The organism is Pseudomonas sp. S2_A05, assembly GCF_054668485.1.
Window position 1 is genome coordinate 4,912,762 of sequence record NZ_CP162775.1, and the last position, 25,064, is coordinate 4,937,825.

Genomic DNA, 25,064 nt, shown 5'->3' on the forward strand with positions numbered 1-25,064 from the left:
GACTTCCATGGACCTGACGGGCGTCGGCGCCACTTCAGTCTGGACGTACTTTCTATAAATGGATAACTTATTGACGCTGTATCTCCGTCAATAATCTGGCTATAAATTATCGCGATTAACTTTATGCCAAACTATTGACCTTCTGGGAGCCATCCTAAACAATCGCCCCACTAATGTCACATTGATATTTCCGCGGCGACCTGTCCTTCAGCCTGTCATCCAGTTCCTGTTTTGAACTTTCCGACATACGGTCTTTCGGGTTGCCATCATCCGACGCAGCACCACGTTTCTGCTGTGATTCAAGACAAGAAGTTCCGGGAAAATTCCAACCATGCGTTCGCTTTTGCTCCTTGCCGCTCCCTTCGCTCTCGCCGCCTCTTTTGTACAAGCACAATCCTTACCAGAAGCCATGCAACAGGCGCTGGATGTCCATCCGGAGATTCAGGCGGGGGTCAACAGTCGATTGGCGGCGGATTATCAGTTAAAGGCTGCGAAAGGGGGATACCTGCCCAAGGTCGATCTGCTGGGCGGTTATGGCCGTGAAGGCACTGACAGTGTGACCACGCGAGCGAACGGTGGAAGCAATCACTGGGAGACGTTGAACCGCAGCGAGTCAAGTTTACGTCTCTCGCAAATGGTTTTTGACGGTTTCGCGACGTCCAACGAAGTTGCGCGTCAACAAGCCAACGTCAGCTCCCGTGCTTACTCACTGCTGGGCACTTCCGAGCGTACTGCACTGACTGTCGCCCAGGTGTATCTGGACGTGCTGACCCGTCGCGAATTCGTCCGTCTGGCCGAGGAAAACCTCAAGAGCCACCAGCGCATCTACGATCAGATCCAGCTGCGCACCCAGCGCGGTGTCGGCAGCGGTGCCGACCTTGATCAGGCCGAAGCCCGTATGGCCCAGGCCCGCAACAATCTGATCACCGAACAGACCAACCTCGCCGATGCGGAAACCAACTTCCTCAGCGCCGTCGGCCAGATGCCCGACCAGCTCGAGCGCCCGGCGCCGTTCATGGCGATGATGCCCGCCAACCTCAATGAAGCCCGCGCGCAGATGTTGGAAAACAGCCCGATCCTGCGTTCCGCCGAGTCGGATATTGCCGCTGCCGAGAAGCAGTTCGCCACCGCCAAATCGACCTTCTACCCGCGTTTCGACGCCGAACTGGGCCGCTCCGCCGACAACGATCTCGATGGCCAGAACGGCCACAACAATGAATGGCAGGCCATGCTGCGCATGCGCTTCAACCTGTATTCCGGTGGCAGCAACAAGGCTGATCTGGAGTCCAAGTCGTACCTGGCCAACCAGGCGCTGGACATCCGCAACAACGCCCTGCGTCAGTTGAACGAAGAGCTCGGCCTCGCCTGGAACGCGCTGAACAACGCCAACGCTCAGGTGCCGATCGCTCAGCAATACGTCGATCGCAGCACTTCGGTGCGTACTGCCTACCAGCGTCAATTCAGCCTCGGCGAACGCACCCTGCTGGATTTGCTCGACAGCGAAAACGAGCTGTTCACCGCCTCGCGGCGTCTGGCGGAAATCAAGAACATTCAGTTATTTACTCAGTATCGAATCAAGGCGACCATGGGCCAATTGCTCAAAAGCCAGGGAGTGGTCGCGCCGTTGGCATCCGTTGTGCAGAACGACGTGAAGCCCAAGGTCCAGCTGCCTGGGATGAACTGAGTTATCCCTTTCAACTGTTAAAGAGTGTCGAGCGTGGAATCAGAAGTCAGTCGAGTTCAACTCAGCCATGATCCACGCGCGTTGCATGACGATCCGTTGCTGGATGGTCTGCTCGCCCTGTGCATGCTGCACCAGAAGCCTGCCAGCGCGGCGATGCTGACCACCGGCCTGCCGCTGCCCAAACAACGTTTGAGTGTCGAGTTGCTGCCGCGCGCAGCGGCTCGCGCCGGGCTGCAGGGGCGGGTGTTGCAGCGCAAACTCGAAGAAATTCCGGCGATCGCCATGCCCGCGCTGTTGCTGCTCAAGGATGGCCGCAGCGCCGTTCTGCTCGGCTGGCAGGGCGACAACGAAGCACGCGTGCTGCTCAGCGAAAGCGATGGCGGCGAATCGATGGTCAGCCGCGAACTGCTGAGCGACGATTACACCGGCAAAGTGTTCTTCGCCCAGCCGCAGCACAAGTTCGACGTCAACCACGGCACGCTGATCCCGCGCGCACGCTCGTGGTTTCGCGACACCCTCAAGCGTTCGCGCTGGCTGTATGCCGATGCGATCGCCGCCAGTTTTCTGATCAACATCATCGCCATGGCCGCGCCGCTGTTCGTGATGAACGTCTACGACCGCGTAGTGCCGAACCAGGCCGAAGCAACCCTTTGGGTGCTGGCGCTGGGCATCACCGGCGCTTACATCTTCGACTTGATCCTCAAGAGCCTGCGCAGCCTGTGCCTGGATCTGGCCGGGAAGAAAACCGACCTGATCATCTCCGCCACGCTGTTCGAGCGCATTGTCGGCATGGCGATGAAATACCGCCCGGCGCGGGTCGGCAGCTTTGCCCAGAACATCCATGAGTTTCAGAGCCTGCGCGACTTTCTCGCGTCGCTGACCCTGACCAGCCTGATCGACCTGCCGTTCACCATCCTGATTTTCATCGTCATCGCCATTCTCGGCGGGCATCTGGTGTGGATTCCGGTGCTGGCGTTCCCGATTGCCCTGCTGATCGGCTACGCCTTGCAGAAGCCGCTGATCGCGACCATGGAACGGACCATGGCGCTGGGCGCCGAGCGCCAGTCGAGCCTGATCGAAACCCTCGCCGGTCTGGATGCGGTCAAGGTCAACAACGCCGAAAGCGAGCGCCAGTATCAGTGGGAGCAGACCATCGGCACCCTCAGCCGCCTAGAGCTGCGAGTGAAAATGCTCTCCGGTCTGGCGATGAACATCACCTTGCTGATCCAGCAACTGGCCGGGGTGATCATGATCGTCTTCGGCGTATACCAGATCATCGCCGGCAACCTGAGCATGGGCGGGCTGATTGCCTGCTACATGCTCAGTGGTCGTGCGCTGAGCCCGCTGGCGTCGCTGTCCGGCCTGCTCACGCGCTATCAACAGGCGCGGGTGACCATGACTTCGGTCGACCAGATGATGGAGCTGCCGCAGGAGCGCAATTTCGAAGAGCGCCCGCTGAGCCGCAAGGTTTTGCAGGGTGCGATCGAATGCCGTCAGCTCAGCTTCACCTACCCGGACCAGCAGAACCCTGCGCTGAAGAACATCAACCTGGTCATCCGTCCCGGCGAGAAGATCGGCATCATCGGCCGCAGCGGCTCGGGCAAGAGTTCGCTGGCGAAACTGCTGGTGGGCCTGTACCAACCGGACGACGGTGCCTTGCTGGTCGACGGCGTGGACATCCGCCAGATCGACGTCAGCGAACTGCGCTACAACATCGGCTACGTACCGCAGGACATCCAGCTGCTGTCCGGCACCCTGCGTGACAACCTGGTGTCCGGCGCGCGTTACGTCGAAGACGAGCTGGTGCTGCAAGCCGCCGAACTGGCCGGCGTCCACGAATTCGCCCGTCTGCACCCGCAAGGCTACGAACTGCAAGTCGGCGAGCGCGGGCAGAACCTTTCCGGCGGCCAGCGGCAAAACGTCGCCCTGGCCCGGGCGCTGTTGCTCAATCCGCCGATTCTGCTGATGGATGAGCCAACCAGTGCGATGGACAACACCGGTGAAGAACGCCTCAAGCAACGCCTCGCAGCAGTGATTGAAAACAAGACCGTGGTGCTGGTCACGCACCGGGCATCGCTGTTGTCGCTGGTCGATCGCCTGCTGGTGATCGATCGCGGGCAGATTCTCGCCGACGGCCCGAAAGCCGCCGTGATGGAAGCGTTGAAGAAGGGGCAGATCAGTGTTGCTTAAGTCCGGTGTCAAGGAGTCGATCCGTCGCTACTTCAAGGGCTCTGCCTCGCTGCAGGGTCAGCCGCTGCCGGAGGTCAACAAGGCGCTGATCGAAGACGCCCCGCGCGTCGTGCGCCTGACCATCTGGGCGATCATCGGCTTTTTCGTGTTCCTCATGCTCTGGGCCAACTTCGCCGTGATCGACGAGGTGACCAAGGGCGACGGCAAGGCGATTCCGTCGTCGAAGATTCAGAAAATCCAGAACCTGGAGGGCGGTATCGTCTCCGAGCTGTTCGTCAAGGAAGGCCAGATCGTCGAGGCCGGCGCGCCGCTGATTCGTCTCGACGACACGCGTTTTGCCTCCAACGTCGGCGAAACCGAGGCTGATCGCCTGTCGATGCTGCTGCGGGTCGAGCGTCTGAGCGCGGAAGTCGATGATCGTCCGCTGAACTTCCCCGAGGACGTACTCAAAGCCGTGCCGGGCCAGGCGAAAAGCGAAGAGTCGCTGTACATCAGCCGCCGTCAGCAGTTACACGATGAAATCGGCGGCTTGCAGGAGCAGTTGATCCAGCGTCAGCAAGAGCTGCGTGAGTTCAGCTCCAAGCAGGCGCAGTACCGTCAGCAACTCGGCTTGCAGCGTCAGGAAATCAACATGTCCGAGCCGCTGGTGGCGCAGGGCGCGGTCTCGCCGGTGGAAGTGTTGCGCCTCAAGCGTGCCGAAGTGGAAACCCGTGGCCAGCTCGACGCGACCACGCTGGCCATCCCGCGCGCCGAATCGGCGATCAAGGAAGTGCAGCGCAAGATCGACGAAACCCGCGGCAAATTCCGCAGCGAAGCGCTGACCCAACTCAACGAAGCGCGCACCGATCTGAACAAGGCCCAGGCCACCGGCAAGGCGCTGGAAGACCGCGTCAGCCGTACGCTGGTTACCTCACCCGTGCGGGGCATCGTCAACAAGTTGCTGGTCAACACTATCGGCGGTGTGATCCAGCCGGGCAGCGACATGGTCGAAATCGTGCCGCTGGACGACACCCTGCTGGTCGAAGCCAAGATCCGCCCGCAGGACATCGCGTTCCTGCATCCGGGTCAGGAAGCGATCGTCAAATTCACCGCCTATGACTACACGATTTACGGCGGCCTGAAGGCACAGCTGGAGCAGATCGGTGCGGATACCATCACCGACGAAGACAAGAAAACCACCTACTACGTGATCAAAGTGCGCACCGAGCGCAGCCACTTGGGCACGGATGAAAAGCCTTTGCTGATCATTCCCGGGATGGTCGCTTCGGTGGATATCATCACTGGCAAGAAATCGGTGTTGAGCTATTTGCTCAAGCCGATCATTCGGGCGCGGGCTGAAGCGTTGCACGAGCGCTAGATCTTCGGCGCTGGTGACGGCCTATTCGCGAGCAGGCTCGCTCCCACAGGAGATTGCATTCCAACTGTGGGAGCGAGCCTGCTCGCGAAGGCGTCCTCCGAAGCGCTACATATCCGTCGGTAAGTGACACAAATGGTCACCCACCCCCTCACCATTCGCCATATCGTTATTCTCTAACGGTATTTAATTTCCAATTCTTATAGCTATAAAGTCACCCACCTGCGTACCTGCCGACCAATCGGCGCGCCGCACGACCTGAACCGACACGCAATCCAGCGTGAGTGTCTGATCGACGAGCGCGTCCACGAGCGCGCCGTGCGTGGGAGATGATTGATGTCCGCCGCTACTGCCACCGAAAGCGCCGCAACTGCCGCGCCGCAAATCTTCGAAATTCGCCCCTTCAGCGGTGCCGTCGGCGCCGAGATCGTTGGCCTCGACCTGCGCCGGCCGGTCAATGATCAGGACTTCGCGCGGATTCACCGCGCGCACCTGGATCACCACGTCGTGGTCTTTCGCGATCAGCAGATCACCCCGCAACAGCAAATCGATTTCAGCCGCCGTTTCGGCGTGTTGCAGATCCATGTGCTCAAGCAGTTCCTGCTGGCCAATCACCCGGAAATCCTCATCGTTTCCAACATTATCGAGAACGGCCAGAACATCGGTCTCGGTGACGCCGGCAAGTTCTGGCATTCCGATCTCTCCTATAAAGAGCTGCCAAGTCTCGGCTCGATGCTGCACGCCCAAGAGCTGCCCGCCGAGGGCGGCGACACGCTGTTTGCCGACATGCACAAAGCCTGGGACAACCTGCCGGCTGCGTTGCGTAATGCGGTCGAAGGCCGCTTTGCCGCGCATTCCTACACCGCGCGCTACAGCGAAAGCAAATTCGAGGGCAACTGGCGCCCGACCCTGACCCCAGAGCAACTGGCCCAAGTCGCCGAAGTGGTGCACCCAGTGGTGCGCACCCATCCGGAAAACGGCCGCAAAGCCTTGTTCGTCAGCGAAGGCTTCACCACGCGCATCGTCGGTCTGCCGGAAGACGAAAGTCGTCAGCTGCTCGGCGAACTCTTCGCTCACAGCGTGCTGCCGCAAAACATCTACCGCCATCAATGGGAGCCGCATGATCTGGTGTTCTGGGACAACCGCTCGCTGATCCATCTCGCCGCCGGCTGCCCCGCGCATCTGCGCCGCAAGCTGTATCGCACGACCATTCAGGGCGATGCGCCTTTCTGATTTGCCGGAGATCGACCATGAACGCCCCTTTGCCAGGCCACGCGGCCAGCAACCCGATCGCCCACAGCGAAGCGTTGCTGGCCGTCGATCACGTCAGCCTCGAATACCGCACGCCGCAGCGCGTGGTGCGCGCTACCCATCAAGTCAGTTTCGCCGTCGACCCGGCTGATCGTTTCGTCCTGCTCGGCCCGTCCGGGTGCGGGAAATCGACCTTGCTCAAAGCGGTCGCCGGATTCATCCAGCCCTGCGAAGGCGAGATCCGCCTGCAAGGCCAGCGCGTCGATGCGCCGGGGCCGGACCGCATTGTGGTGTTTCAGGAATTCGACCAGTTGCCGCCTTGGAAAACCGTGAAGCAGAACGTGATGTTCCCGCTGCTGGCCTCGCGCACCTTGAACAAGAAAGACGCCGAAGAGCGTGCGCTGCACTACCTGGAAAAGGTCGGTCTGGCAGCGTTCGCCGACGCCTATCCACACACCTTGTCCGGCGGCATGAAGGCGCGGGTGGCGATCGCCCGGGCGTTGGCCATGCAACCAAAAATTCTTTTGATGGACGAACCCTTCGCTGCACTCGATGCGTTGACCCGCCGCAAGATGCAGGAGGAATTGCTGCTGCTCTGGGAAGAGGTTCGTTTCACCCTGCTGTTCGTTACTCATTCGATCGAAGAAGCCCTGGTGGTGGGCAATCGCATCCTCTTGTTGTCGCCACATCCGGGGCGGGTGCGCGCCGAAGTGCACAGCCATCAATACGATCTGCACAGCCTCGGCGGCGTGGCGTTTCAGGCGTCGGCGCGGCGCATTCATCGTCTGCTGTTCGATGAGGGCCAGGCGCCGGAGACCGAACGTGATCACGATTTCAACGACATTCGCATCGCCTATTGAGCGGCCAGGAGGACTACCCGATGAGCCATTCATCATCCGTGCGTGAAGAATTCGAAACCGTGCTCGAGCCGCTGACCGCAGTGCCGGTCGAGCGCGAGTTGCCGCTTGGCACGCGCCTGTGGCAACAGGGCTGGTTGCGCAAAAGCCTGATCCTGATTGTGCTGGCGATCATCTGGGAGGTGGTCGCGCGGATTCAGAACAATGACCTGATGCTGCCGAGTTTTCTGCAAACCGCGCAGGCCCTGTTCGACGGGCTGCTCAGTGGCGAGCTGCTGGCCAAGGTGTGGATCTCGCTGGTGGTGCTGATCAAGGGCTACCTGATCGGCATCGTCCTCGCGTTCGCCCTGACGACATTGGCGGTCTCGACCCAGTTGGGACGTGATCTGCTCAGCACCATGACTTCGATGTTCAACCCGTTGCCGGCGATTGCCCTGCTGCCGCTGGCGCTGCTCTGGTTCGGCTTGGGCCAGAACAGTCTGATTTTCGTGCTGGTGCATTCAGTGTTGTGGGCGTTGGCGCTGAACACCTATGCCGGATTTCTCGGTGTGTCCGAGACGCTGCGCATGGCCGGGCGCAACTATGGCCTCAAGGGTTTGCGCCTTGTGTTGTTCATCCTGATCCCGGCGGCACTGCCGTCGATTCTCGCCGGTTTGAAGATTGGCTGGGCGTTTGCCTGGCGTACGTTGATCGCGGCCGAATTGGTGTTTGGCGCGACCAGCGGCAAGGGCGGGCTGGGCTGGTACATCTTCCAGAATCGCAATGAGCTGTACACCGACAAGGTGTTTGCCGGGTTGGCGGTGGTGATCCTGATTGGTCTGCTGGTGGAAAATCTGGTGTTTGCCACCCTCGAGCGCGTGACCGTCAAGCGCTGGGGTATGCAGCGCTGAGATCTTCGTTGGCTGGGCCGGCCTCTTCGCGAGCAGGCTCGCTCCCACATGAGAACGCATTCCAGGGTGGGAGCGAGCCTGCTCGCGAAGAGGCCAGCGCTGGCATCGTCACTCTTTAGGGATGTTTGCTAGCATTGCGCCCGGATCAATCCAGATCAGCCAAGAGTGCTCAGCATGCAACTCCCGGACATGAACCTTCTGGTCGCCCTCGATGCCTTGCTCGACGAGGGCAGTGTGGTCGGCGCGGCGCGGCGGATGAACCTCAGCCCGGCGGCCATGAGCCGCACGCTGACGCGGATTCGCGAAGCCATCGGCGATCCGATTCTGGTGCGCGCCGGGCGTGGCCTGGTGCCGACCCCCAAAGCCCTCGAACTGCGCGAACAGGTGCGCGACGTGGTCGAGCAGGCGGCGCTGCTGTTTCGTTCCGCCGACAGCGTCGAGCTAGGCACCTTGCGTCGACGTTTCAGCATTCGCGCCAATGATTTCTTCGTCGGCGTTTACGGCGGCAAGCTGTTCGACACCCTCGACCAACTCGCCCCGCATTGCGAATTGCGCTTCGTCCCGGAAGGCGATGGCGACGATGAAGCGCTGCGCGAAGGGCGCATCGATCTGAGCGTCAGCAATACCCGTCCGCTCACGCCGGAAGTGAAAGTGCAGAACCTGTTCTCCACGCATTTCGTCGGCCTGGTGCGCGAGAATCATCCGTTGCTCGATGGCGAAATCACTGCCGAACGCTACGCCGGGTTTTCCCACATCAGCATGTCGCGCCGGGGCATCGCTCGCGGCCCGATCGATACGGCGTTGAACGCACTGGGTCTGGAGCGCCGGGTGGCGGTGATCGCGCCGAGTTTTCATGCGGCGATGTTTGCCCTGCCCGACTCCGACCTGATCCTGCCGGTGCCCAAAGAGGCCCTGCTCAGCGTGCGGCGGCTGGGCCTGAAACTGCGTTCATTCGACCTGCCGATTCCGCTGCCCATGCTGATGCTGACCCAAGCCTGGCACCCGCGCTTCGACAAGGACCCGGCCCACCGCTGGCTGCGCGAAACCCTCAAGACCTGCTGCGATGAAACGTGGCTGGCGGCACAGCCGTAAATCATCAGGCACCATCGAATCCCTGTGGGAGCGAGCCTGCTCGCGAAGGCGTCGTCAGTCACCTCAATGGCGGCTGGTCCACCGCTTTCGCGAGCAGGCTCGCTCCCACATAGGCATTCACCGTTGTGTCTGATGCACTTATAACCTGCCAATAAGTCAATTTTCGTCAGCATCAAGCCCCACTAAAATGCTCCGGTATTTCACCCCCGGAGCTTTTCATTCATGACATCCCTGACGGTCTCGGCGCCTCTCGCCGCGACCAGCCCGGCGACGGCGGCTGCGCCACCGGTGTTCGGGGCGCGGATCATCATTGGTCTGGTCGGCGTGCTGTTGGCCGTGCTGGTCTCGGGCCTCAACGAGATGGTCACCAAAGTCGCACTCGCCGATATTCGCGGCGCGCTGCACATCGGCTACGACGAAGGCACCTGGCTGGTCGCCAGCTACACCGCCACGTCGGTCGCAGCCATGGCCTTTGCGCCGTGGTGCTCGGTGACCTTCTCGCTGCGTCGCTTCACCCTCTGCGCCATCGGTCTGTTTACCGTGCTCGGCGTGCTGTGCCCGTTCGCCCCGAACTACGAAAGTCTGCTGCTGATGCGCATCCTCCAAGGCCTCGCCGGCGGTGCATTGCCGCCGATGCTGATGACCGTTGCACTGCGCTTCCTCCCGGCGAACATCAAACTGTACGGACTGGCCGGCTACGCACTGACCGCGACTTTCGGCCCGGGACTCGGCACGCCGCTGGCCGGTCTGTGGACTGAATACGTCGGCTGGCAATGGACTTTCTGGCAGATAATCGTGCCGTGCCTGATTGCCATGGCCGCCGTAGCCTACGGTTTGCCGCAGGATCCGCTGCGCTTGGAGCGTCTCAAGACGTTCAACTGGAAAGGCCTGCTGCTGGGCTTTCCAGCGATCTGCATGTTGGTCATCGGTCTGTTGCAGGGCAATCGGCTGGACTGGTTCGAGTCGAATCTGATCTGTGGATTACTCGGTGCCGGTTCGCTGCTGCTGGTGGCTTTTATGATCAATGAATGGTCGCAGCCGATTCCGTTTTTCAAGCTGCAGATGCTCGGCATCCGCAACCTGCTGTTCGCCCTGATCACCCTCGCCGGGGTGCTGATCGTGCTGCTGGCGGTGGTGTTGATTCCGTCGAGTTATCTGGCCCAGGTGCAGGGTTATCGTCCGGCGCAAACCGCGCCGATCATGCTCATTGCCGCGCTGCCGCAGTTGATCGCGCTGCCATTGGTGGCGGCGCTATGCAACTTGCGCTGGGTCGATTGCCGCTGGGTGCTTGGCATTGGTCTGAGCATGCTCGCGCTGTCTTGCCTCGGTGGTTCGCACCTGACTTCGGCGTGGATTCGCGATGACTTCTACGTCCTGCAATGGCTGCAGATTTTCGGCCAGCCGATGGCGGTGTTGCCACTGCTGATGTTGTCGACCGGCAGTATCACGCCGATGGAAGGGCCGTTCGCGTCGGCGTGGTTCAACACCGTCAAAGGTCTCGCCGCAGTGGTCGCCACCGGCGTGATCGAAGCGCTGACCACCGCGCGCCTGCATTTCCATTCGACCATGTTGGTCGACAGCCTGGGCAATTCGCCGCTGGCCGATCACAGCGATCCGGGCCTCGCTCACCGCGTGCACGAGCAGGCGGTGGTGCTGACTTCGGCCGATCTCTACGTGTGCATGGCCGGCGTCGCCGTGGCGTTGATCCTGCTGATTTTCTGGCTGCCGACGCGGATTTATCCGCCGCGCGCGCCGACCTGATCGCTGTACTGAAACTGAAGGTTTTTTATGACTCAATCCAAGCAAAAACTCGCGGTGGCCGTGGCTGCCGCGCTGGCGGTGGGCGTGCTGGTGTACCTGGCGATGCCCGGGTTGTTCGGGCAACGCACCGAGCAAACCACCAATGACGCCTTCGTCTCCGCCGACTACACGCTGGTGGTGCCCCGCGTGGCCGGGTTCATCAAGCAGGTGCTGGTCGAAGACAACCAGCAGGTCAAGGCCGGGCAATTGTTGGCGCTGATCGATGACCGTGATTTGCGCGCAGCGGCGGAAGCGGCGGACGCGCAAACCCTGGTCGCGCGGGCGCAATTGCAGAACGCCAATGCGACCCTGGAGCGGCAGGCGTCGCTGATCGCTCAGGCGCAGGCCACCGTGGTCTCGGCCAAAGCGCAAATGGCTTTTGCGCAGCAGGAACTGAACCGCTACAACCATCTCGCCGGTGTCGGCGCTGGCACCGTGCAGAACGCGCAGCAGGCGCGCACGCGCATCGATCAGGCCTCGGCGCGTCTCGACACCGCGACGGCGAAACTGGCGGCCGAACGCAAACAAGTCGAAATCCTCACTGCCCAGCGCAACGCCGCTGAAGGCAATCTGAAACACGCGCAGGCGGCACTGGAAATCGCCAGTTTCAACCTCTCTTACACGCGCATTACCGCGCCGCAGGACGGCATGATCGGCGAGCGCGCGGTGCGTGTCGGTGCCTACGTCACCCCGGGCAGCAAACTGCTGGCGGTGGTGCCGTTGCAGCAGGCTTATGTGGTCGCCAATTTTCAGGAAACCCAGTTGACCGACGTGCAGCCGGGTCAGGATGTGCAAGTGCGGGTCGACAGCTTGGGCGGCGAAGCCCTGACCGGCCGCGTCGAGAGCATTGCGCCGGCAACTGGCGTGACCTTTGCGGCGGTGAAGCCGGATAACGCGACGGGCAACTTCACCAAGGTTGTGCAGCGGATTCCGGTGAAGATCATGCTGGAGCCGGGCCAGCCACTGGCTGAGCGGTTGCGGGTGGGGATGTCGGTCGAGGCGAGTATTGATACCGCCAGCTCAAAGGCGTCCGGGCGCGAGGTGACGCAGCGATGATCGGTGTTGAATCGGTTGGCCTCATCGCTGGCAAGCCAGCTCCCACAGGGGTCATTGGCAGGCTGAACCATTTTGCACAACCTGCACAATCCTTGTGGGAGCTGGCTTGCCAGCGATGGCGGCATAGGCAGCAGCTCACCCTGAGTGCCTTGCTTGCAGTCAGCCTCAGCGCTTGTACCGTCGGCCCGGACTTCCAGAAACCCGAAGCCACCCAACCTGCCGACTGGGCCACACCAGCGCAGTCCGCCCCGAGCCAGGCCGTCAGCGAACCCTTGAACGAACGCTGGTGGGAAACCTTCCACGACCCGCAACTTTCCGCGCTCACCCAGCGCGCGCTGAACAGCAACCTCGACCTGCAACTGGCCAGCAGCCGCCTGCAACAAAGCCGCGCCGCGCGCCAGGTGATCACCGCCGAGCGTTATCCGAACAGCGCCGCCAGCGGCAGCTACGCACGTAAACGCAACAGTGGCAAAGGCTTGAACGATCCATCGGGAAATAACGGCGACGAGGCTTTCAACCTGTGGGATGCCGGTTTCTCGGCTTCATGGGAACTGGACTTCTGGGGCCGCGTGCGCCGTGAAACCGAAGCCGCTGATGCCAATCTCGAAGTGGCAGAAAACGACCGTCGTGACGTACTGCTGACCGTGCTCGCCGACACCGCGCAAAACTACATTCAGCTGCGCGGCGTGCAGAACACCCGCGCCGTCACCGAGCAGAACCTCGACGTCGCTCGCCACAGCCTGAAACTCTCGCAGCTACGGCTGGCCGATGGCGTGGCGACCGATCTGGACGTCGCCGAAGCCGCCGCGCAAGTCGCCGCCATCGAGGCACGGCTGCCGGCGCTCGAGCAGCGTCAGGCGCAACTGATCAACGCGATCAGTCTGTTGATGGGCGAGCCACCGCAAGCTCTCGCTCAAACGTTATCCACAGACGCGGCAGTGCCGCAGTCGCCACTGCAAGTCGCCATCGGCCTGCCGTCGCAATTGGCCGAACGCCGCCCCGATATCCGCCAGGCCGAAGCGCGTCTGCACGCCGCCACCGCCAACATCGGCGTGGCCAAGGGCGATTTCTATCCGCGCATCACCCTGTCCGGCAACCTCGGTTCCCAGGCCATGCAGCTGAGCGATTTCGGTTCATGGGGCTCGCGTGCCTTTGCCATCGGCCCGCAATTCAGCTTGCCGTTGTTCGACGGCGGTCGCCTTCGCGGCATGCTGCAACTGCGCGAAGCCCAGCAACAAGAAGCGGCCATCGCCTACCAGCAGACTGTGCTGCGTGCCTGGCATGAAATCGACGACCAGCTGACCGCCTACAACGCCAGCCAGCGCCGGCGCGACAGCCTCGCCGAAGCCGTGCGTCAGAACCAGATCGCCCTGCGCACCGCGCAACAGCAATACGTCGAAGGCGTGGTCGATTTCGTCAACGTCCTCACCGTGCAGAGCGCCTTGCTCGCCACGCAGGAGCAATGGGTGGAAAGCTCGACCGGCGTTTCCCTGGCGATGGTCGGTTTGTACAAGGCGTTGGGCGGCGGATGGCAATCGGTCTATCCGTCAGCGCAACTGGCCGCAGGCTCGCCTGACGTCGCCAGACCCTGAACCCGCAGCGCCAGCTATGATCAACTCCATTGCAGCAAACGGCGCAACGCCGGACCTGAATTGCAGAGGAGTTGCATCATGGAAATCCGCAGCACAGCCTACCGGCCCTGTTCAAACAGCTCGGCCTCGAAGACGATCCGACCGGCATCGAACAATTCATCGCCAGCCATTCACCGCTCAAACCGGAATTGCATCTGGCTGACGCGTTTTTCTGGACGGAAAGTCAGGCGCAGTTTCTGCGCGAGGAGATTCTCGACGATGCGGATTGGGCGGAGGTGGTGGATCAGTTGAATGTGATGTTGCGCAAGGGGCGGGCTGATTACTTCGGCTGAGGCCAAGTCCGTGCCGTATGCACCAGCGCCATGATCCAGACGGCATCTCTCTCCGTTTGATAGACAAGACGGTAACTGGGATGCGGAATCAGCTCACGCGTACCGGCAATGATGCCGGCACGGCCAATCAACGGATTGTCGGAAAGGCGATGAACCGCTTCGCTGAAGCGCAGATCCATTTCGATGGCCGCTCTTGGGTTGGCGGCCTGCAAGTAGTCCCAAATGTCTGCACGATCCTGTGCGGCGGCTGGCGTCCATATGATTTTCATAGGTGATCTTCTGCCTGCCTGCGCTTTGCCGCGAACGCTGCTTCTACGTCTTCGTTGTTCAATCCGTCTCCGGCACGTACGGATTCCCGAGCGATTTCAACCTTGCGTTGCAGGAACGCTTCATATTCGCGGGCCTCTCGCTGGGTTTGAACATACTGACGCATCATGTCTCGCATGATTTGCGACGCCGGCCGGTGTGCCGCTTCGGCTTCCGCCATGAACTCCTCCCGCAGTTCCGGCTCCAGTTTCATTGTGAAAACGGCTTGTTTTGACATGTTGGGCTCCTGAATTTGGTGATGACAACATATATACCTTGTCAGTATCGAAGGAGATAGCTTTGAGTCAGATAGGGCGACTAACGGAGAGATTTGTTTCAAAACTTGACTGAAATTCCCCTCCAATGCGATATTGATAGTTAGCAAACTAACAGTGTACGTTATCCCGTGTCCGATTCCCTCGACAGTCTCCAGATGAACATCAGCAGCGCCATGGTGGTGGCCGCCCGGCATTGGCGGAAGATCTGCCAGACCACGCTGGTCAATTACGGAATTTCCGAAGCCTGCGCCGTGCCCTTGTTGATGATCGGGCGTTTGGGCGAGGGCGTGCGTCAGGTGCAAGTCGCCCAGGCTGCGGGGATGGAGAGTCCTTCGCTGGTGCGTTTGCTCGATCAGCTGTGCCACGCCGGTTACGTCTGTCGCACCGAAGATGCCCAGGATCGCCGGGCCAAGTGCCTGAGCCTGACCGATACCGGTCGCGAGCTGGTGCAGGCGGTGGAGGCTGAGCTGGTGCGCTTGCGTCATGAGGTGCTGGAAGGCATCGAGCGCAGTGATCTGGAAGCTACGCTTCGGGTACTGAGGGCTTTTGAGGCGGCGAGTTCGCCTGTGGTGGTCAATTCTTGAACGGTTTTTTCACTGGCATGCCGCCGGCCCGTGACTGGTTTTACGGGGTCCGTACTTTTGCCGCGTCGATGATTGCGCTGTACATCGCCTTGCTCATGCAAATGCCGCGTCCGTATTGGGCGATGGCCACGGTGTACATCGTCTCCAGCCCGTTTCTCGGCCCGACCAGCTCCAAAGCGCTGTACCGCGCGGCCGGTACATTTCTCGGCGCAGCGGCGGCGGTGCTGTTCGTGCCGATGTTCGTGCAGAGCCCGTACGTGCTGGTGGTGGTGATCGCTTTGTGGACCGGCATTCTGCTGTTCATGTCCCTGCATCTGCGCACCGCCAACAGCTATGCGCTGATGCTGGCCGGTTACACCTTGCCGCTGATTGCCCTGCCGGTGGTCGATAATCCGCTGGCGGTGTGGGACGTGGCCGAGGCGCGTACCGAAGAGATTTTCCTTGGCATCGCCGTCGCTGCGGTGGTCGGTGCGATGTTCTGGCCGCGACGCCTGGCGCCGGTGTTCAATGATGCCGTGAGCAAATGGTTCGCCGATGCGACGAGCTACAGCCTGAAGTTTCTCAGCCGCGATGTGCAGCCGGAAGAGGTCACCGCGCTGCGCATGGCCATGGTCGCCAATTTCAACAGCCTCGAGTTGATGATCGGCCAGTTGCCCCACGAAGGCGCGCGGCCACAAACCGTGCGTAACACCAAGGAACTGCGCGGCCGGATGATTCACCTGTTGCCAGTGATCGATGCCCTAGAGGATTCGCTGTACGCCCTCGAACGCCGCACCCCGGAACTGGTGGAAAAATTCCAGCCATTGCTGACTGCGACCCGGGAATGGCTGGACCACGCAGACGCCAATCTCGAGCGCTGGCAAGCACTGAGAGATCAACTCGACGCGTTGCAACCGAGCGCCGAAGCGCTGGAGGAGCGCAAACAGTTGCTGTTCTCCAATGCGATTTACCGCCTCGGTGAATTCATCGATCTGTGGCAGGACTGCCGCAGCCTGCAGGATGCGATTCTTTGCGAGCGCCAGGACAGCTGGCGCGCGGTGTACCGGCACTGGCGCCTGGGCCGGTTGACGCCGTTCATCGATCGCGGGCTGATGTTGTATTCGGTGGCCTCGACCATCCTGGCGATCATCGTCGCTTCGGTGCTGTGGATTCTGCTCGGCTGGCCGGACGGCGGCAGCGCGGTGATTCTGGCGGCGGTGGCGTGCAGCTTCTTTGCCTCGATGGACGACCCGGCGCCGCAGATTTACCGGTTCTTTTTCTGGACCGGGATGTCGGTGCTGTTCGCCAGTCTTTATCTGTTTCTGATTCTGCCCAACCTGCACGATTTCCCGATGCTGGTGCTGGCGTTTGCCGTGCCGTTCATTTGCATCGGTACGCTGACCGTGCAGCCGCGTTTCTACCTCGGCATGCTGCTGACGCTGGTCAATACCTCGTCGTTCATCAGTATTCAGGGTGCCTACGACGCGGACTTTTTCGCCTTCGCCAACTCCAATCTGGCTGGACCGCTGGGGCTGTTGTTCGCCTTCATCTGGACGCTGGTGGCGCGGCCATTCGGTGCCGAACTGGCGGCCAAGCGTCTGACCCGATTCAGCTGGAAAGACATCGTCAGCATGACCGAGCCGGCCAGCCTCGCCGAGCATCGGCAGTTGGGCGTGCAGCTGCTCGATCGGCTGATGCAGCACCTGCCGCGTCTGGCCCTGACAGGTCAGGACACCGGCATCGCCATGCGCGAAGTGCGTGTCGGTCTGAATATGCTCGATCTGCTTGCCTACACCCCGCGCGTCACCGGCGTGCCAAATGCCCTGCTGCGACAAGTGGTGGGCGAGGTTGGCGAATATTTCCGTGCCTGCCTCAAAGCCGACGAACGCCTGCCGGCGCCAAGCGGTCTGCTGATGACACTCGATCGTACCCGCCGTGCGCTGAACGGCCGGGGCGACGATGAAACCCGTCGACACCTGTTGCACGCCTTGAGCGGTCTGCGTCTGGCCTTGCTGCCCGGCGTCGAGTTCGTCTCCAGCGCCGAGCCCGAAGAACCGCTGCCCGATGGAGCGCCCCTATGATCGGTGATCTGGATATCAGCGGCATCTTCCTGCCGACCCTGCTGGTGCTGATGGGCATCACTTACGTGCTGTTTTTGTTGGTCCATGGCGTGCTGCAACGCCTGCACTTTTACCGTCTGGTCTGGCACCGGGCATTGTTCAACGTGGCGCTCTACGCCGTGCTGCTGTACGGCGTGGACTCACTCAGTCGATACCTGATGACATGAAAAAACCGTTTCTGACCATCGGTCGCGTGGTCCTGACCCTGCTGATCGTGACTTTTGCCGTTGTCCTCGTCTGGCGCATGGTGATGTATTACATGTTCGCGCCGTGGACGCGCGACGGCCACATTCGCGCCGACATCATCCAGATCGCCCCTGACGTTTCCGGGCTGATCCAGCAGGTCGAGGTAAAGGACAACCAGTTGATCAAGCGTGGCCAGGTACTGTTCAGCATCGACCAGGATCGCTTCAAACTGGCTCTGCGCCAGGCCAAGGCCGCCGTTGCCGATCGCGAAGAAACCCTCGCCCAGGCGCAGCGTGAAGCCAAGCGTAACCGTGGCCTCGGCAACCTGGTGCCGGCCGAACAACTGGAAGAAAGCCAGTCGCGCGTCGCCCGTGCGCAGTCGGCATTGGCCGAAGCCTTGGTGGCGGTCGACAGTGCGCAGCTCAACCTCGATCGCTCGGTGATCCGTAGCCCGGTCGATGGTTACGTCAACGACCGCGCGCCGCGTCCGCAGGAATTCGTCACCGCCGGGCGCCCGGTGTTGTCGGTGGTCGACAGCAACTCCTTTCACATCGACGGCTATTTTGAAGAAACCAAACTCGACGGCATCCACGTCGGGCAATCGGTGGATATCCGCGTGATCGGCGACCGCGCCAGGTTGCGCGGGCATGTCGAAAGTATCGTCGCCGGTATCGAAGACCGCGACCGCACCAGCGGCAGCAACCTGCTGCCCAACGTCAACCCGGCGTTCAGTTGGGTGCGCCTGGCGCAGCGGATTCCGGTGCGCATCGCATTCGATGATGTGCCGGCCGACTTCCGCATGATTGCCGGGCGTACCGCCACCGTGTCGATCATCGACGACCAGCATGAGGAGTCGCAGCCATGAGCAGGGCCTGGTTGATCGCCGGGTTGGGCGTGATGCTCTCGGCCTGTCAGATGGTCGGCCCGGATTATCAGGTGCCCGCCGACGCGGCGGTGCAGCGCAAGGATATTCAGGGTGAGCTGGCAGTCGCCGGCAAACCGGTGGTCTCGGCGCCGGTGCCGGCGGACTGGTGGCGGCTGTATAAAGACCCGCGCCTCGATCAACTGGTACAGCAGGCCATGGCTTCCAACACCGATTTGCGTGTAGCGGCGGCGAACCTGTCGCGGGCGCGCGCTCAGGTGGATGAAGCCGAGGCCGCTGGCGGCTGGAGCGGCGGGGTGAAAATGGGTGCGCAACGTCTGCAGGAATCCGGTCAGGCGTTCCTGCTGCCGGAAAAAGTCCCGGTGGCCAACATCGCCGATATCGGCATCAGCGCTTCGTATCAGTTCGACCTGTGGGGCACCTTGCAGCGCGGCATCGAAGCGGCCAAAGCCAATGCCGATGCGACTCAGGCCGCAGCCGACACTGCGCGCATCACCTTGGTGGCGGACGTGGTTCGTGCTTACACCCAGGTCTGCGCAGCCAACGAAGAGCGGGAAATCGCTGAGCATTCTCTCGACCTGCAATCGCAGAGCACCACGCTGATCCAGCGTCTACGTGACGCCGGGCGTGGTGACGAGACCCAGGTCACCCGTTCGCAGACCCAATTCAAATCCCTGCGCGCCGACTTGCCGCGTTATGAAGCGGCGCGTCAGGCCGGGCTGTTCCGTCTGTCGATGCTGCTGGCCAAACCGGTCGAGCAGTTGCCGGCAGGTACCGCCAGTTGCGCCGAGTTGCCGAAGATCGCGCAATTGGTGCCGGTCGGTGACGGCGCTGCGCTGCTCAAGCGCCGCCCGGATATTCGTCAGGCCGAGCGGCGTCTTGCTGCGGCAACCGCCGGCATCGGCATCGCCACCGGTGAGCTGTACCCGGACATCAGCATCGGCGCGACCATCGGCACCGTCGGCATCATTGATGACCTCGGCGACCCGTCGACCAACCGCTGGGGCTTCGGCCCGTCGTTGAGCTGGAAAGTACCGACCAACGGCGCCCGCGCGCGCATCCGTGAAGCCGAGGCCAACACTCAAGGCGCGCTAGCGCATTTCGACGGCGTGGTGCTCAACGCCATCCGCGAGACCCAGACCGGTCTGGCCCAGTACAGCGCGCTGCTGCAACGCCGCGATGCGCTGGCCGAAGCCGAGCAGTCGGCCAAGCTCGCCGCCGAGCAGACGCACCGCTTCTTCCAGGCCGGCCGCGAGTCGTTCCTCGCCGACCTGCAAGCAACCCGCACCTACACCGATGTCACCGCGCAACTGGCCGCCGCCAACACCCAGGTCGCAATGAGCCAGATCGATTTGTTCCTCGCCCTGGGCGGTGGCTGGGAAAGCGGACGAACGAACACCTCGAGCGCCAGCAAACCCTGAGGCCGTTGCTATGCTTTGAAGTGTTGGAGGGGCGCCCCATGCCAAGCGCTCCTGCAATGCACATTGCTCGTGCTGGCCCAGGGAAACCAATAATGAAAAACCCTTACGCTCTCGGCTTCTGGTGCGCTCTGGTGGCGCTGGTGCTGCTCTCGGCCACGTATTTCTACGGGATCATGCTGGCCCACCAGATCGACACGGCAATGGTTTTCCTCGACAGCGCCGTTGCGTTGATCGCGGTGATGGCGATCGTCGTCGTCGCGTGGACCTCGATTCAGCTGCAACGGGTCAAGAAGCGCCAGCTCGAACGGGGCAGGATGCTCGTCCTGATCTGGGACACCAAAGTCGCCCTGCGCCGGGTCGAAACCGTGTTCGACCGCTACTTCTGGGGTAGCTATTGGCAGCCCGGGCGAACCTTCGCCGAAGTCATGGGCGAGCTCACCGGCACGCCGCTGGAAAAAAGCCTCGAAGCGCTGAAGAAGCAATGCCTGGAACTCGACAAGCAGATCGCCGATGACGGCTGGCACTGGCTGAGCAACGCCCGCGAGCTGTCCGACGTCGCCACGGCCATGGCTCGTGAACGCTATCAACTGGATTTCTGCGATGTGCGGGCGGATACCACCGGCGGAGCGGTGATCGATCGTGACTTCGAAGTGCTGGTGTATACCTGGACCGCGCGGCTGAAGAGCTTTGATCATCAGCTGGATGAAATCGAGGTTCAGTATTCCTGAAATCAAAAGATCGCAGCCTTCGGCAGCTCCTACAGGACAATCGGATTGCAAATGTAGGAGCTGTCGAAGGCTGCGATCTTTTTGCTCTCCCAAGTGTCCATAGACACTCTTTAACCTTTAAACATTGGGCCGTCGTCCGCGCCCGGTGCTAATCTCCACCGCTTAATTGCGCACAGTCGAGCCGCGACCCGATCCCGGGTTCAAGGAAGACGACTTCATCCACAGCCACGGAAACCGATCAGGTCATTCATGAATAAATCAGCAGGCGTGCTTCTCGGAATTGTTGTTGCCATTGGCGCGATCAGCGCAGGCGGGGCCTGGTACACCGGGACCAAGATCGAAGGCGTACTGAACAACGCCGTGACCAACGCCAACAAAGAGCTGCAGACCGCCATGGCCGGCTCCAACGGCACCGCGTCGCTGGAACTGGTATCGCTGGAGCGCCACACCTTCACCAGCACCGCGCACTATCGTCTCAAGGGCGAGGGCGAAATGTTCGGCGATGCGCCGGTCGAGCTGCTGTTCGTCGACCACATCGAACACGGCCCGCTGCCGTTCTCGCGCCTGGTTTCGCTGAAGTGGCTGCCGGTCATGGCCACCAGCAACTACGAGCTGGAAAAGAGCCCGTCCACGGAAAAATGGTTCGCCGCCACCAACGGCGCCGCGCCGCTCAAGGGCGTGACCAACATCGGCTACGACGAATCGACCACCAGCACTCTGAATCTGGTGCCGTTCGAAACCGCGCTGGATGAGCAGTCGAGCCTGAAGTTTTCCGGTCTGAGCATGGACATCGCCGCCAGCGCCCAGGCGCAGAAGGTCAAGGCCGACGGCTACATGGACAACCTGAAACTGGTCACCGTGTCGGAAGACCAGGCGCCGGTGCAGGTCGAGCTCAACGGTCTGACCCTGGCCAGCAACCTCGCCAAGAGCAGCTACGGCTACTACACCGGGGAAAACACCCTGGAAGTGACCAGCAGCAAAACCACCTTCGGTGCCAAGCCGATGGTGCTGGGCGTGAAGAACTTCGAAATGAAGAACCGCACCGAAGAAAGCGGCAGCAACGCCTCGGGGCGTGCCGACTACAAAATCGGCGAAGTGACGCTCAACGACAAGAAAGTCGGTTCGGCGGCCATGGCCATGAGCCTGAAGAACCTCGACATTCCGTCGACCATGTCGCTGATGCAGATCTATCAGACCAAATTGCAGCCATACGAAAAAGCTGCCGCCGAGGCCGCCGCGCAGGGTTTGCCGGCACCGGAGCTGAATCTGACCGAAGCGGAAAATGCCCAGGTCAAAGCCGATCTGCAAAAGTTGCTGGCGGCCGGCCCGCAACTGGCGCTGGAGAACCTGTCGTTCAACACCGCCAACGGTGAAAGCCGCGCCAATCTGGTGATCGACCTGACCAAGCCGCAATCGATGGATCTGCCGCCGGATCAACTCGGCAAGCAACTGATCGCGCTGCTCGACCTGAACATTCAGGTATCCAAGCCGATGCTGGTCGATCTGCTCAGCGTGCAGGCGCAACTCGATGGCCAGACTGACGCCAAAGCCATCGTCGATCAGTCCAAGGAAGCGGCGGACATGTTCGCCGGCATGGCGGTCGGCTCGCAACTGGCTGTCGCCGACGGCACCAACGTGGTGACAAAACTGCATTACGCGGCCAATCAGGTCGAATTCAACGGCCAGAAGATGACCGTCGAGCAGTTCATCGGTTTCCTCATGAGCAAGTTTGCCGGCGTCACCCAAGAGCAATAAACCCAACCGCGCCCCCCAGACGCCCGGCCCCTGTGTGAACAGGCGCCGGGCGTTTTGCTGTACGGATTTTGTACAGATGGACCGATTCTGAACAAATATTGCGTTGTGAAAATTCGCTCTCGCTTGCGTGCAGACTGCCTCACCAAGCTTGGCCGAAGGCTGTTTTTGTCGGCCACCGTTACGAATGGGCAAGGAGGGCATTGCGACCCGGCTGGCCATGTAAGGATGCTGACAAATGCCGCGTATTGATGGCCCTGTATTACATCGTGGTTTACGCCCTTTGTTCCGATTCGCCCTGTGCAGCCAGTTGCTCTGGCCGCTGCTGGCGTTGGCCGACACACCCTACGACGAGATGGTGCGCGATGCCCGGGCCGGGCATTACACGCCTGCGTTGACCGTGCTGCGTCAGGTGCCGCCTGGCCAGGCCAGCGAAGGCCAGATCAGCGATCATCTGCAAATCGCCAGTTGGGCCGGGCTCGATGCCGAAGTGGTCAAGGTCTATGAAACCCAAGGCCGTGACCGCGTTCTGCCGGTGCAGGCGCTGACTGCCGTTGCGCGTGCCTATCGCAACCTCAAGCGCTGGGATCAGGCCACCCAGGTGTACAACAAGGCGCTGGCGCTGGAGCCGGACAACGCCGACCTGCAACTGGGTCTCGCGCTGACCCAGGCCGATTCCGGCAAACCCGATCAGGCCGTCACCCGCGCCCAGGCGCTGGTCGCCGCCAAACCCGACGATCCGTCACGCCGTCTCGCCTTGGGCTACGCACTCGGTCGCGCCGGCAAACAGTACGACGCACTCTTCGAATACGATCAGGCCTTCATCCGCGCCGGCAACAAGCCGGAAGTTGCCCGCGAGTACGTGGTCGCCCTGCAAAAGGCCCGCCTGCCAGAACCGGCGCTGCGGCTGGCCAGTCAACGTCCAGGCCTGATTGATCCGGTGACCTTGCGCCGCCTGGAAGGCGATCTCGCCGCCGAACGCGTGCGCCTCGCCGAACTGGCCACCCGCAGCGAAAAGGAACGCTACGTCATCGCCGACCGCGCGCTGGCCGATTACGACAAATTGCTCGCGACCTGGACGCCTGACGCCACTGCTCACGACGACGTGACGCGCTGGCGCATCGACCGCATGGGCGCGCTCAAGGCCCGCGCGCGCACCGCCGACGTCATCAGCGAATACCAGAAACTGCAAGCCGAGGGCGTGGAAATTCCGACCTATGCCCTGCGCTGGGTGGCAGCGTCTTATCTGGATCAGCGTGAGCCCGAGATTGCCACCGATCTGTATCGCCAGGTGCTTTCGGCGCCGGACGCCGATGTCGGTGATCGTCTTGAGGACAGCACTGCGCTGTATTACTCCTTGCTAGAAAGCGACCGCGCCGATGAGGCGCGCAAGGTCGCCGAGGACGCAGCGAAAGCCCAGCGTCCGCGCGTCGAGCTCAAAGGTCTGCCCATCGGCAACCCCAACGATGAATGGATGGACGCCCAGCAACTCGCCGCCCAGGCCGGCACCTATGGTTCCGACCTGCCTCACGGTGAAGAGCGTTTGCAGACTCTGGTCGATCAGGCGCCGGGCAACCTTGGCTTGCGTCTGGCCCAGGCCGATCTTTACCTCGCCCGCCAGTGGCCGCGCCGCGCGGAAAATCAGCTCAAGGAAACCGAGAGCATGGCGCCCCGCGATGCCGGCCTGGAAGTCGCTCAGGCGCGCACCGCGATGGAGTTGCAGGAGTGGCGGCAGAACGATGCGCTGGTCGACGACGTGGTCGCGCGCTATCCGGACAACCGCCAGGTGCAGCGCCTGGCTCGCGAACGGGAAGTGCATGACATGGCCGAACTGCGCGTCGAAGCCTACGGCGGCAAGGCCAACGGTGGCGGCAGCGGCGATGCCGGTGCGGTCAGCGGCAGCCGTGATTTCGGTATCCAGAGCACCCTTTACAGCCCACCGATCAATGAAGACTGGCGTGTCTTCGCCGGGGCCGGTTATGCCACCGGTGATTTCGCCGAAGGCACCGGCCACCATCGCTTCCAGCGTGTCGGCCTGGAACGGCGCACCCGTGACATGACCCTCGAAGCCGAGGTGTCGAATCACGATTACGGTTTCGGTGACAAACAAGGCGCACGCCTGGCGATAGCCCGCGACATCAACGATCACTGGCAGTACGGCGGCAGCCTCGAATACCTCTCGGCGGAAACGCCGCTGCGCGCGCTCAACAGCGACATCAAGGCCAATGGCGGCAGTGCGTTCCTGCGCTGGCGCGCCAACGAAAGCCGCGAGTGGCGCGTGTCGGTCAGCCCGTCGCACTTCAGTGATGGCAACAACCGCGTCGAAGCCTTGGTGACCGGGCGCGAGGGCATCTACACCGCGCCGAACATCCAGGTCGACGCTGGTCTGGAAGTCGGCACCAGCCACAACTCGAAATCCGACGACGTGCCCTACTTCAACCCGAAGTCGGACTTCAGCGTGATGCCGCTGGTCAACGTCAACCACGTGCTCTACCACCGCTACGAGACTTCTTGGAGCCAGCAATTCCAGGCCGGCGCGGGCACTTACAGTCAGCGCGACCACGGCACCGGCGGCATGGCATTGCTCGGTTACGGCCAACGGTACGCCTGGAACGACGTGTTCGATGTGGGCGGCATGTTCAGTGTGATCAACCGGCCTTATGACGGTGATCGGGAAACTGATCTGCGTCTGCTTGTCGACCTCACTTTCCGCTTCTAGAAGAGTTTGA

At 61.7% G+C, this 25,064-nt stretch carries 21 protein-coding genes; 19 read left to right on the top strand and 2 right to left on the bottom strand.

Annotated features, from left to right (window positions below; all coding sequences use genetic code 11):
* The first annotated feature begins 331 nt into the window (after positions 1-331).
* The 11 genes from AB4O12_RS22360 (at position 332) to AB4O12_RS22410 (ending at position 14,098) form a co-directional block, all read left to right on the top strand.
* Positions 332-1,684, top strand: coding sequence for a TolC family outer membrane protein (locus AB4O12_RS22360; protein ID WP_095181152.1), 1,353 nt, complete (start codon positions 332-334; stop codon positions 1,682-1,684).
* 33 nt (positions 1,685-1,717) lie between these two features.
* Positions 1,718-3,874, top strand: a complete 2,157-nt coding sequence (locus AB4O12_RS22365) for a type I secretion system permease/ATPase (protein WP_460059748.1) — start codon at positions 1,718-1,720, stop codon at positions 3,872-3,874.
* Entirely contained in the window at positions 3,864-5,231 is a 1,368-nt protein-coding gene (locus AB4O12_RS22370) for an HlyD family type I secretion periplasmic adaptor subunit (RefSeq protein ID WP_024011116.1), read from the top strand. The genes AB4O12_RS22365 and AB4O12_RS22370 overlap by 11 nt, the downstream gene beginning before the upstream one ends.
* 333 nt (positions 5,232-5,564) lie before the next feature.
* Positions 5,565-6,461, top strand: a complete 897-nt coding sequence (locus tag AB4O12_RS22375; protein WP_460059749.1) for a TauD/TfdA dioxygenase family protein — start codon at positions 5,565-5,567, stop codon at positions 6,459-6,461.
* Between the two features lie 17 nt (positions 6,462-6,478).
* On the top strand, positions 6,479-7,339 hold the full coding sequence (locus AB4O12_RS22380; RefSeq protein ID WP_457264733.1) for an ABC transporter ATP-binding protein: 861 nt from the start codon (positions 6,479-6,481) through the stop codon (positions 7,337-7,339).
* A 20-nt stretch (positions 7,340-7,359) separates the two neighbouring features.
* Positions 7,360-8,226 carry an ABC transporter permease gene (locus tag AB4O12_RS22385; RefSeq protein ID WP_041477414.1) on the top strand — a complete coding sequence of 289 codons (867 nt, stop codon included), beginning with the start codon at positions 7,360-7,362 and terminating at the stop codon, positions 8,224-8,226.
* A gap of 174 nt (positions 8,227-8,400) precedes the next feature.
* Positions 8,401-9,318, top strand: coding sequence for a LysR family transcriptional regulator (locus tag AB4O12_RS22390; RefSeq protein WP_016772273.1), 918 nt, complete (start codon positions 8,401-8,403; stop codon positions 9,316-9,318).
* A gap of 222 nt (positions 9,319-9,540) precedes the next feature.
* A complete protein-coding gene (locus AB4O12_RS22395; RefSeq protein ID WP_460059750.1) occupies positions 9,541-11,079 on the top strand; it encodes an MFS transporter in 1,539 nt (512 codons plus the stop codon).
* 27 nt (positions 11,080-11,106) lie between these two features.
* The gene (locus AB4O12_RS22400; RefSeq protein ID WP_150637840.1) at positions 11,107-12,174 is read left to right on the top strand and encodes an HlyD family secretion protein; all 1,068 of its coding nucleotides are present in this window, start codon (positions 11,107-11,109) and stop codon (positions 12,172-12,174) included.
* Positions 12,171-13,766, top strand: a complete 1,596-nt coding sequence (locus AB4O12_RS22405) for an efflux transporter outer membrane subunit (RefSeq protein WP_256811071.1) — start codon at positions 12,171-12,173, stop codon at positions 13,764-13,766. The genes AB4O12_RS22400 and AB4O12_RS22405 overlap by 4 nt, the downstream gene beginning before the upstream one ends.
* Before the next feature lie 71 nt (positions 13,767-13,837).
* Positions 13,838-14,098: a DUF2789 domain-containing protein gene (locus AB4O12_RS22410; RefSeq protein WP_256811073.1), complete on the top strand. Its 261-nt coding sequence runs from the start codon at positions 13,838-13,840 to the stop codon at positions 14,096-14,098.
* On the opposite strand, the gene AB4O12_RS22415 is transcribed toward AB4O12_RS22410, so the two are convergent.
* Positions 14,086-14,367 carry a type II toxin-antitoxin system RelE/ParE family toxin gene (locus tag AB4O12_RS22415; protein WP_016772268.1) on the bottom strand — a complete coding sequence of 94 codons (282 nt, stop codon included), beginning with the start codon at positions 14,365-14,367 and terminating at the stop codon, positions 14,086-14,088. The genes AB4O12_RS22410 and AB4O12_RS22415 overlap by 13 nt on opposite strands.
* Positions 14,364-14,642, bottom strand: a complete 279-nt coding sequence (locus tag AB4O12_RS22420) for a hypothetical protein (protein WP_016772267.1) — start codon at positions 14,640-14,642, stop codon at positions 14,364-14,366. Before AB4O12_RS22420 ends, AB4O12_RS22415 begins: the two co-directional genes overlap by 4 nt.
* A gap of 195 nt (positions 14,643-14,837) precedes the next feature.
* Between AB4O12_RS22420 and AB4O12_RS22425 the strand changes: the two genes are divergently transcribed.
* The 8 genes from AB4O12_RS22425 (at position 14,838) to pgaA (ending at position 25,054) form a co-directional block, all read left to right on the top strand.
* The gene (locus AB4O12_RS22425) at positions 14,838-15,266 is read left to right on the top strand and encodes a MarR family winged helix-turn-helix transcriptional regulator (RefSeq protein ID WP_016772266.1); all 429 of its coding nucleotides are present in this window, start codon (positions 14,838-14,840) and stop codon (positions 15,264-15,266) included.
* Positions 15,263-17,326, top strand: coding sequence for an FUSC family protein (locus AB4O12_RS22430; protein WP_460059751.1), 2,064 nt, complete (start codon positions 15,263-15,265; stop codon positions 17,324-17,326). Before AB4O12_RS22425 ends, AB4O12_RS22430 begins: the two co-directional genes overlap by 4 nt.
* A complete protein-coding gene (locus tag AB4O12_RS22435) occupies positions 17,323-17,532 on the top strand; it encodes a DUF1656 domain-containing protein (protein WP_016772264.1) in 210 nt (69 codons plus the stop codon). Before AB4O12_RS22430 ends, AB4O12_RS22435 begins: the two co-directional genes overlap by 4 nt.
* A complete protein-coding gene (locus AB4O12_RS22440) occupies positions 17,529-18,416 on the top strand; it encodes an efflux RND transporter periplasmic adaptor subunit (RefSeq protein WP_151552973.1) in 888 nt (295 codons plus the stop codon). Before AB4O12_RS22435 ends, AB4O12_RS22440 begins: the two co-directional genes overlap by 4 nt.
* Positions 18,413-19,855 (top strand): efflux transporter outer membrane subunit, encoded by a 1,443-nt coding sequence (locus AB4O12_RS22445; protein WP_073471477.1) that lies wholly within the window; start codon positions 18,413-18,415, stop codon positions 19,853-19,855. The genes AB4O12_RS22440 and AB4O12_RS22445 overlap by 4 nt, the downstream gene beginning before the upstream one ends.
* Before the next feature lie 92 nt (positions 19,856-19,947).
* Entirely contained in the window at positions 19,948-20,583 is a 636-nt protein-coding gene (locus AB4O12_RS22450) for an NADH:ubiquinone oxidoreductase subunit N (protein ID WP_150637846.1), read from the top strand.
* A gap of 249 nt (positions 20,584-20,832) precedes the next feature.
* Positions 20,833-22,338 (top strand): YdgA family protein, encoded by a 1,506-nt coding sequence (locus tag AB4O12_RS22455; protein ID WP_016772258.1) that lies wholly within the window; start codon positions 20,833-20,835, stop codon positions 22,336-22,338.
* Positions 22,339-22,573: 235 nt separating this feature from the next.
* Positions 22,574-25,054 carry a poly-beta-1,6 N-acetyl-D-glucosamine export porin PgaA gene (pgaA, locus tag AB4O12_RS22460; protein WP_460059752.1) on the top strand — a complete coding sequence of 827 codons (2,481 nt, stop codon included), beginning with the start codon at positions 22,574-22,576 and terminating at the stop codon, positions 25,052-25,054.
* Positions 25,055-25,064: the final 10 nt, after the last annotated feature.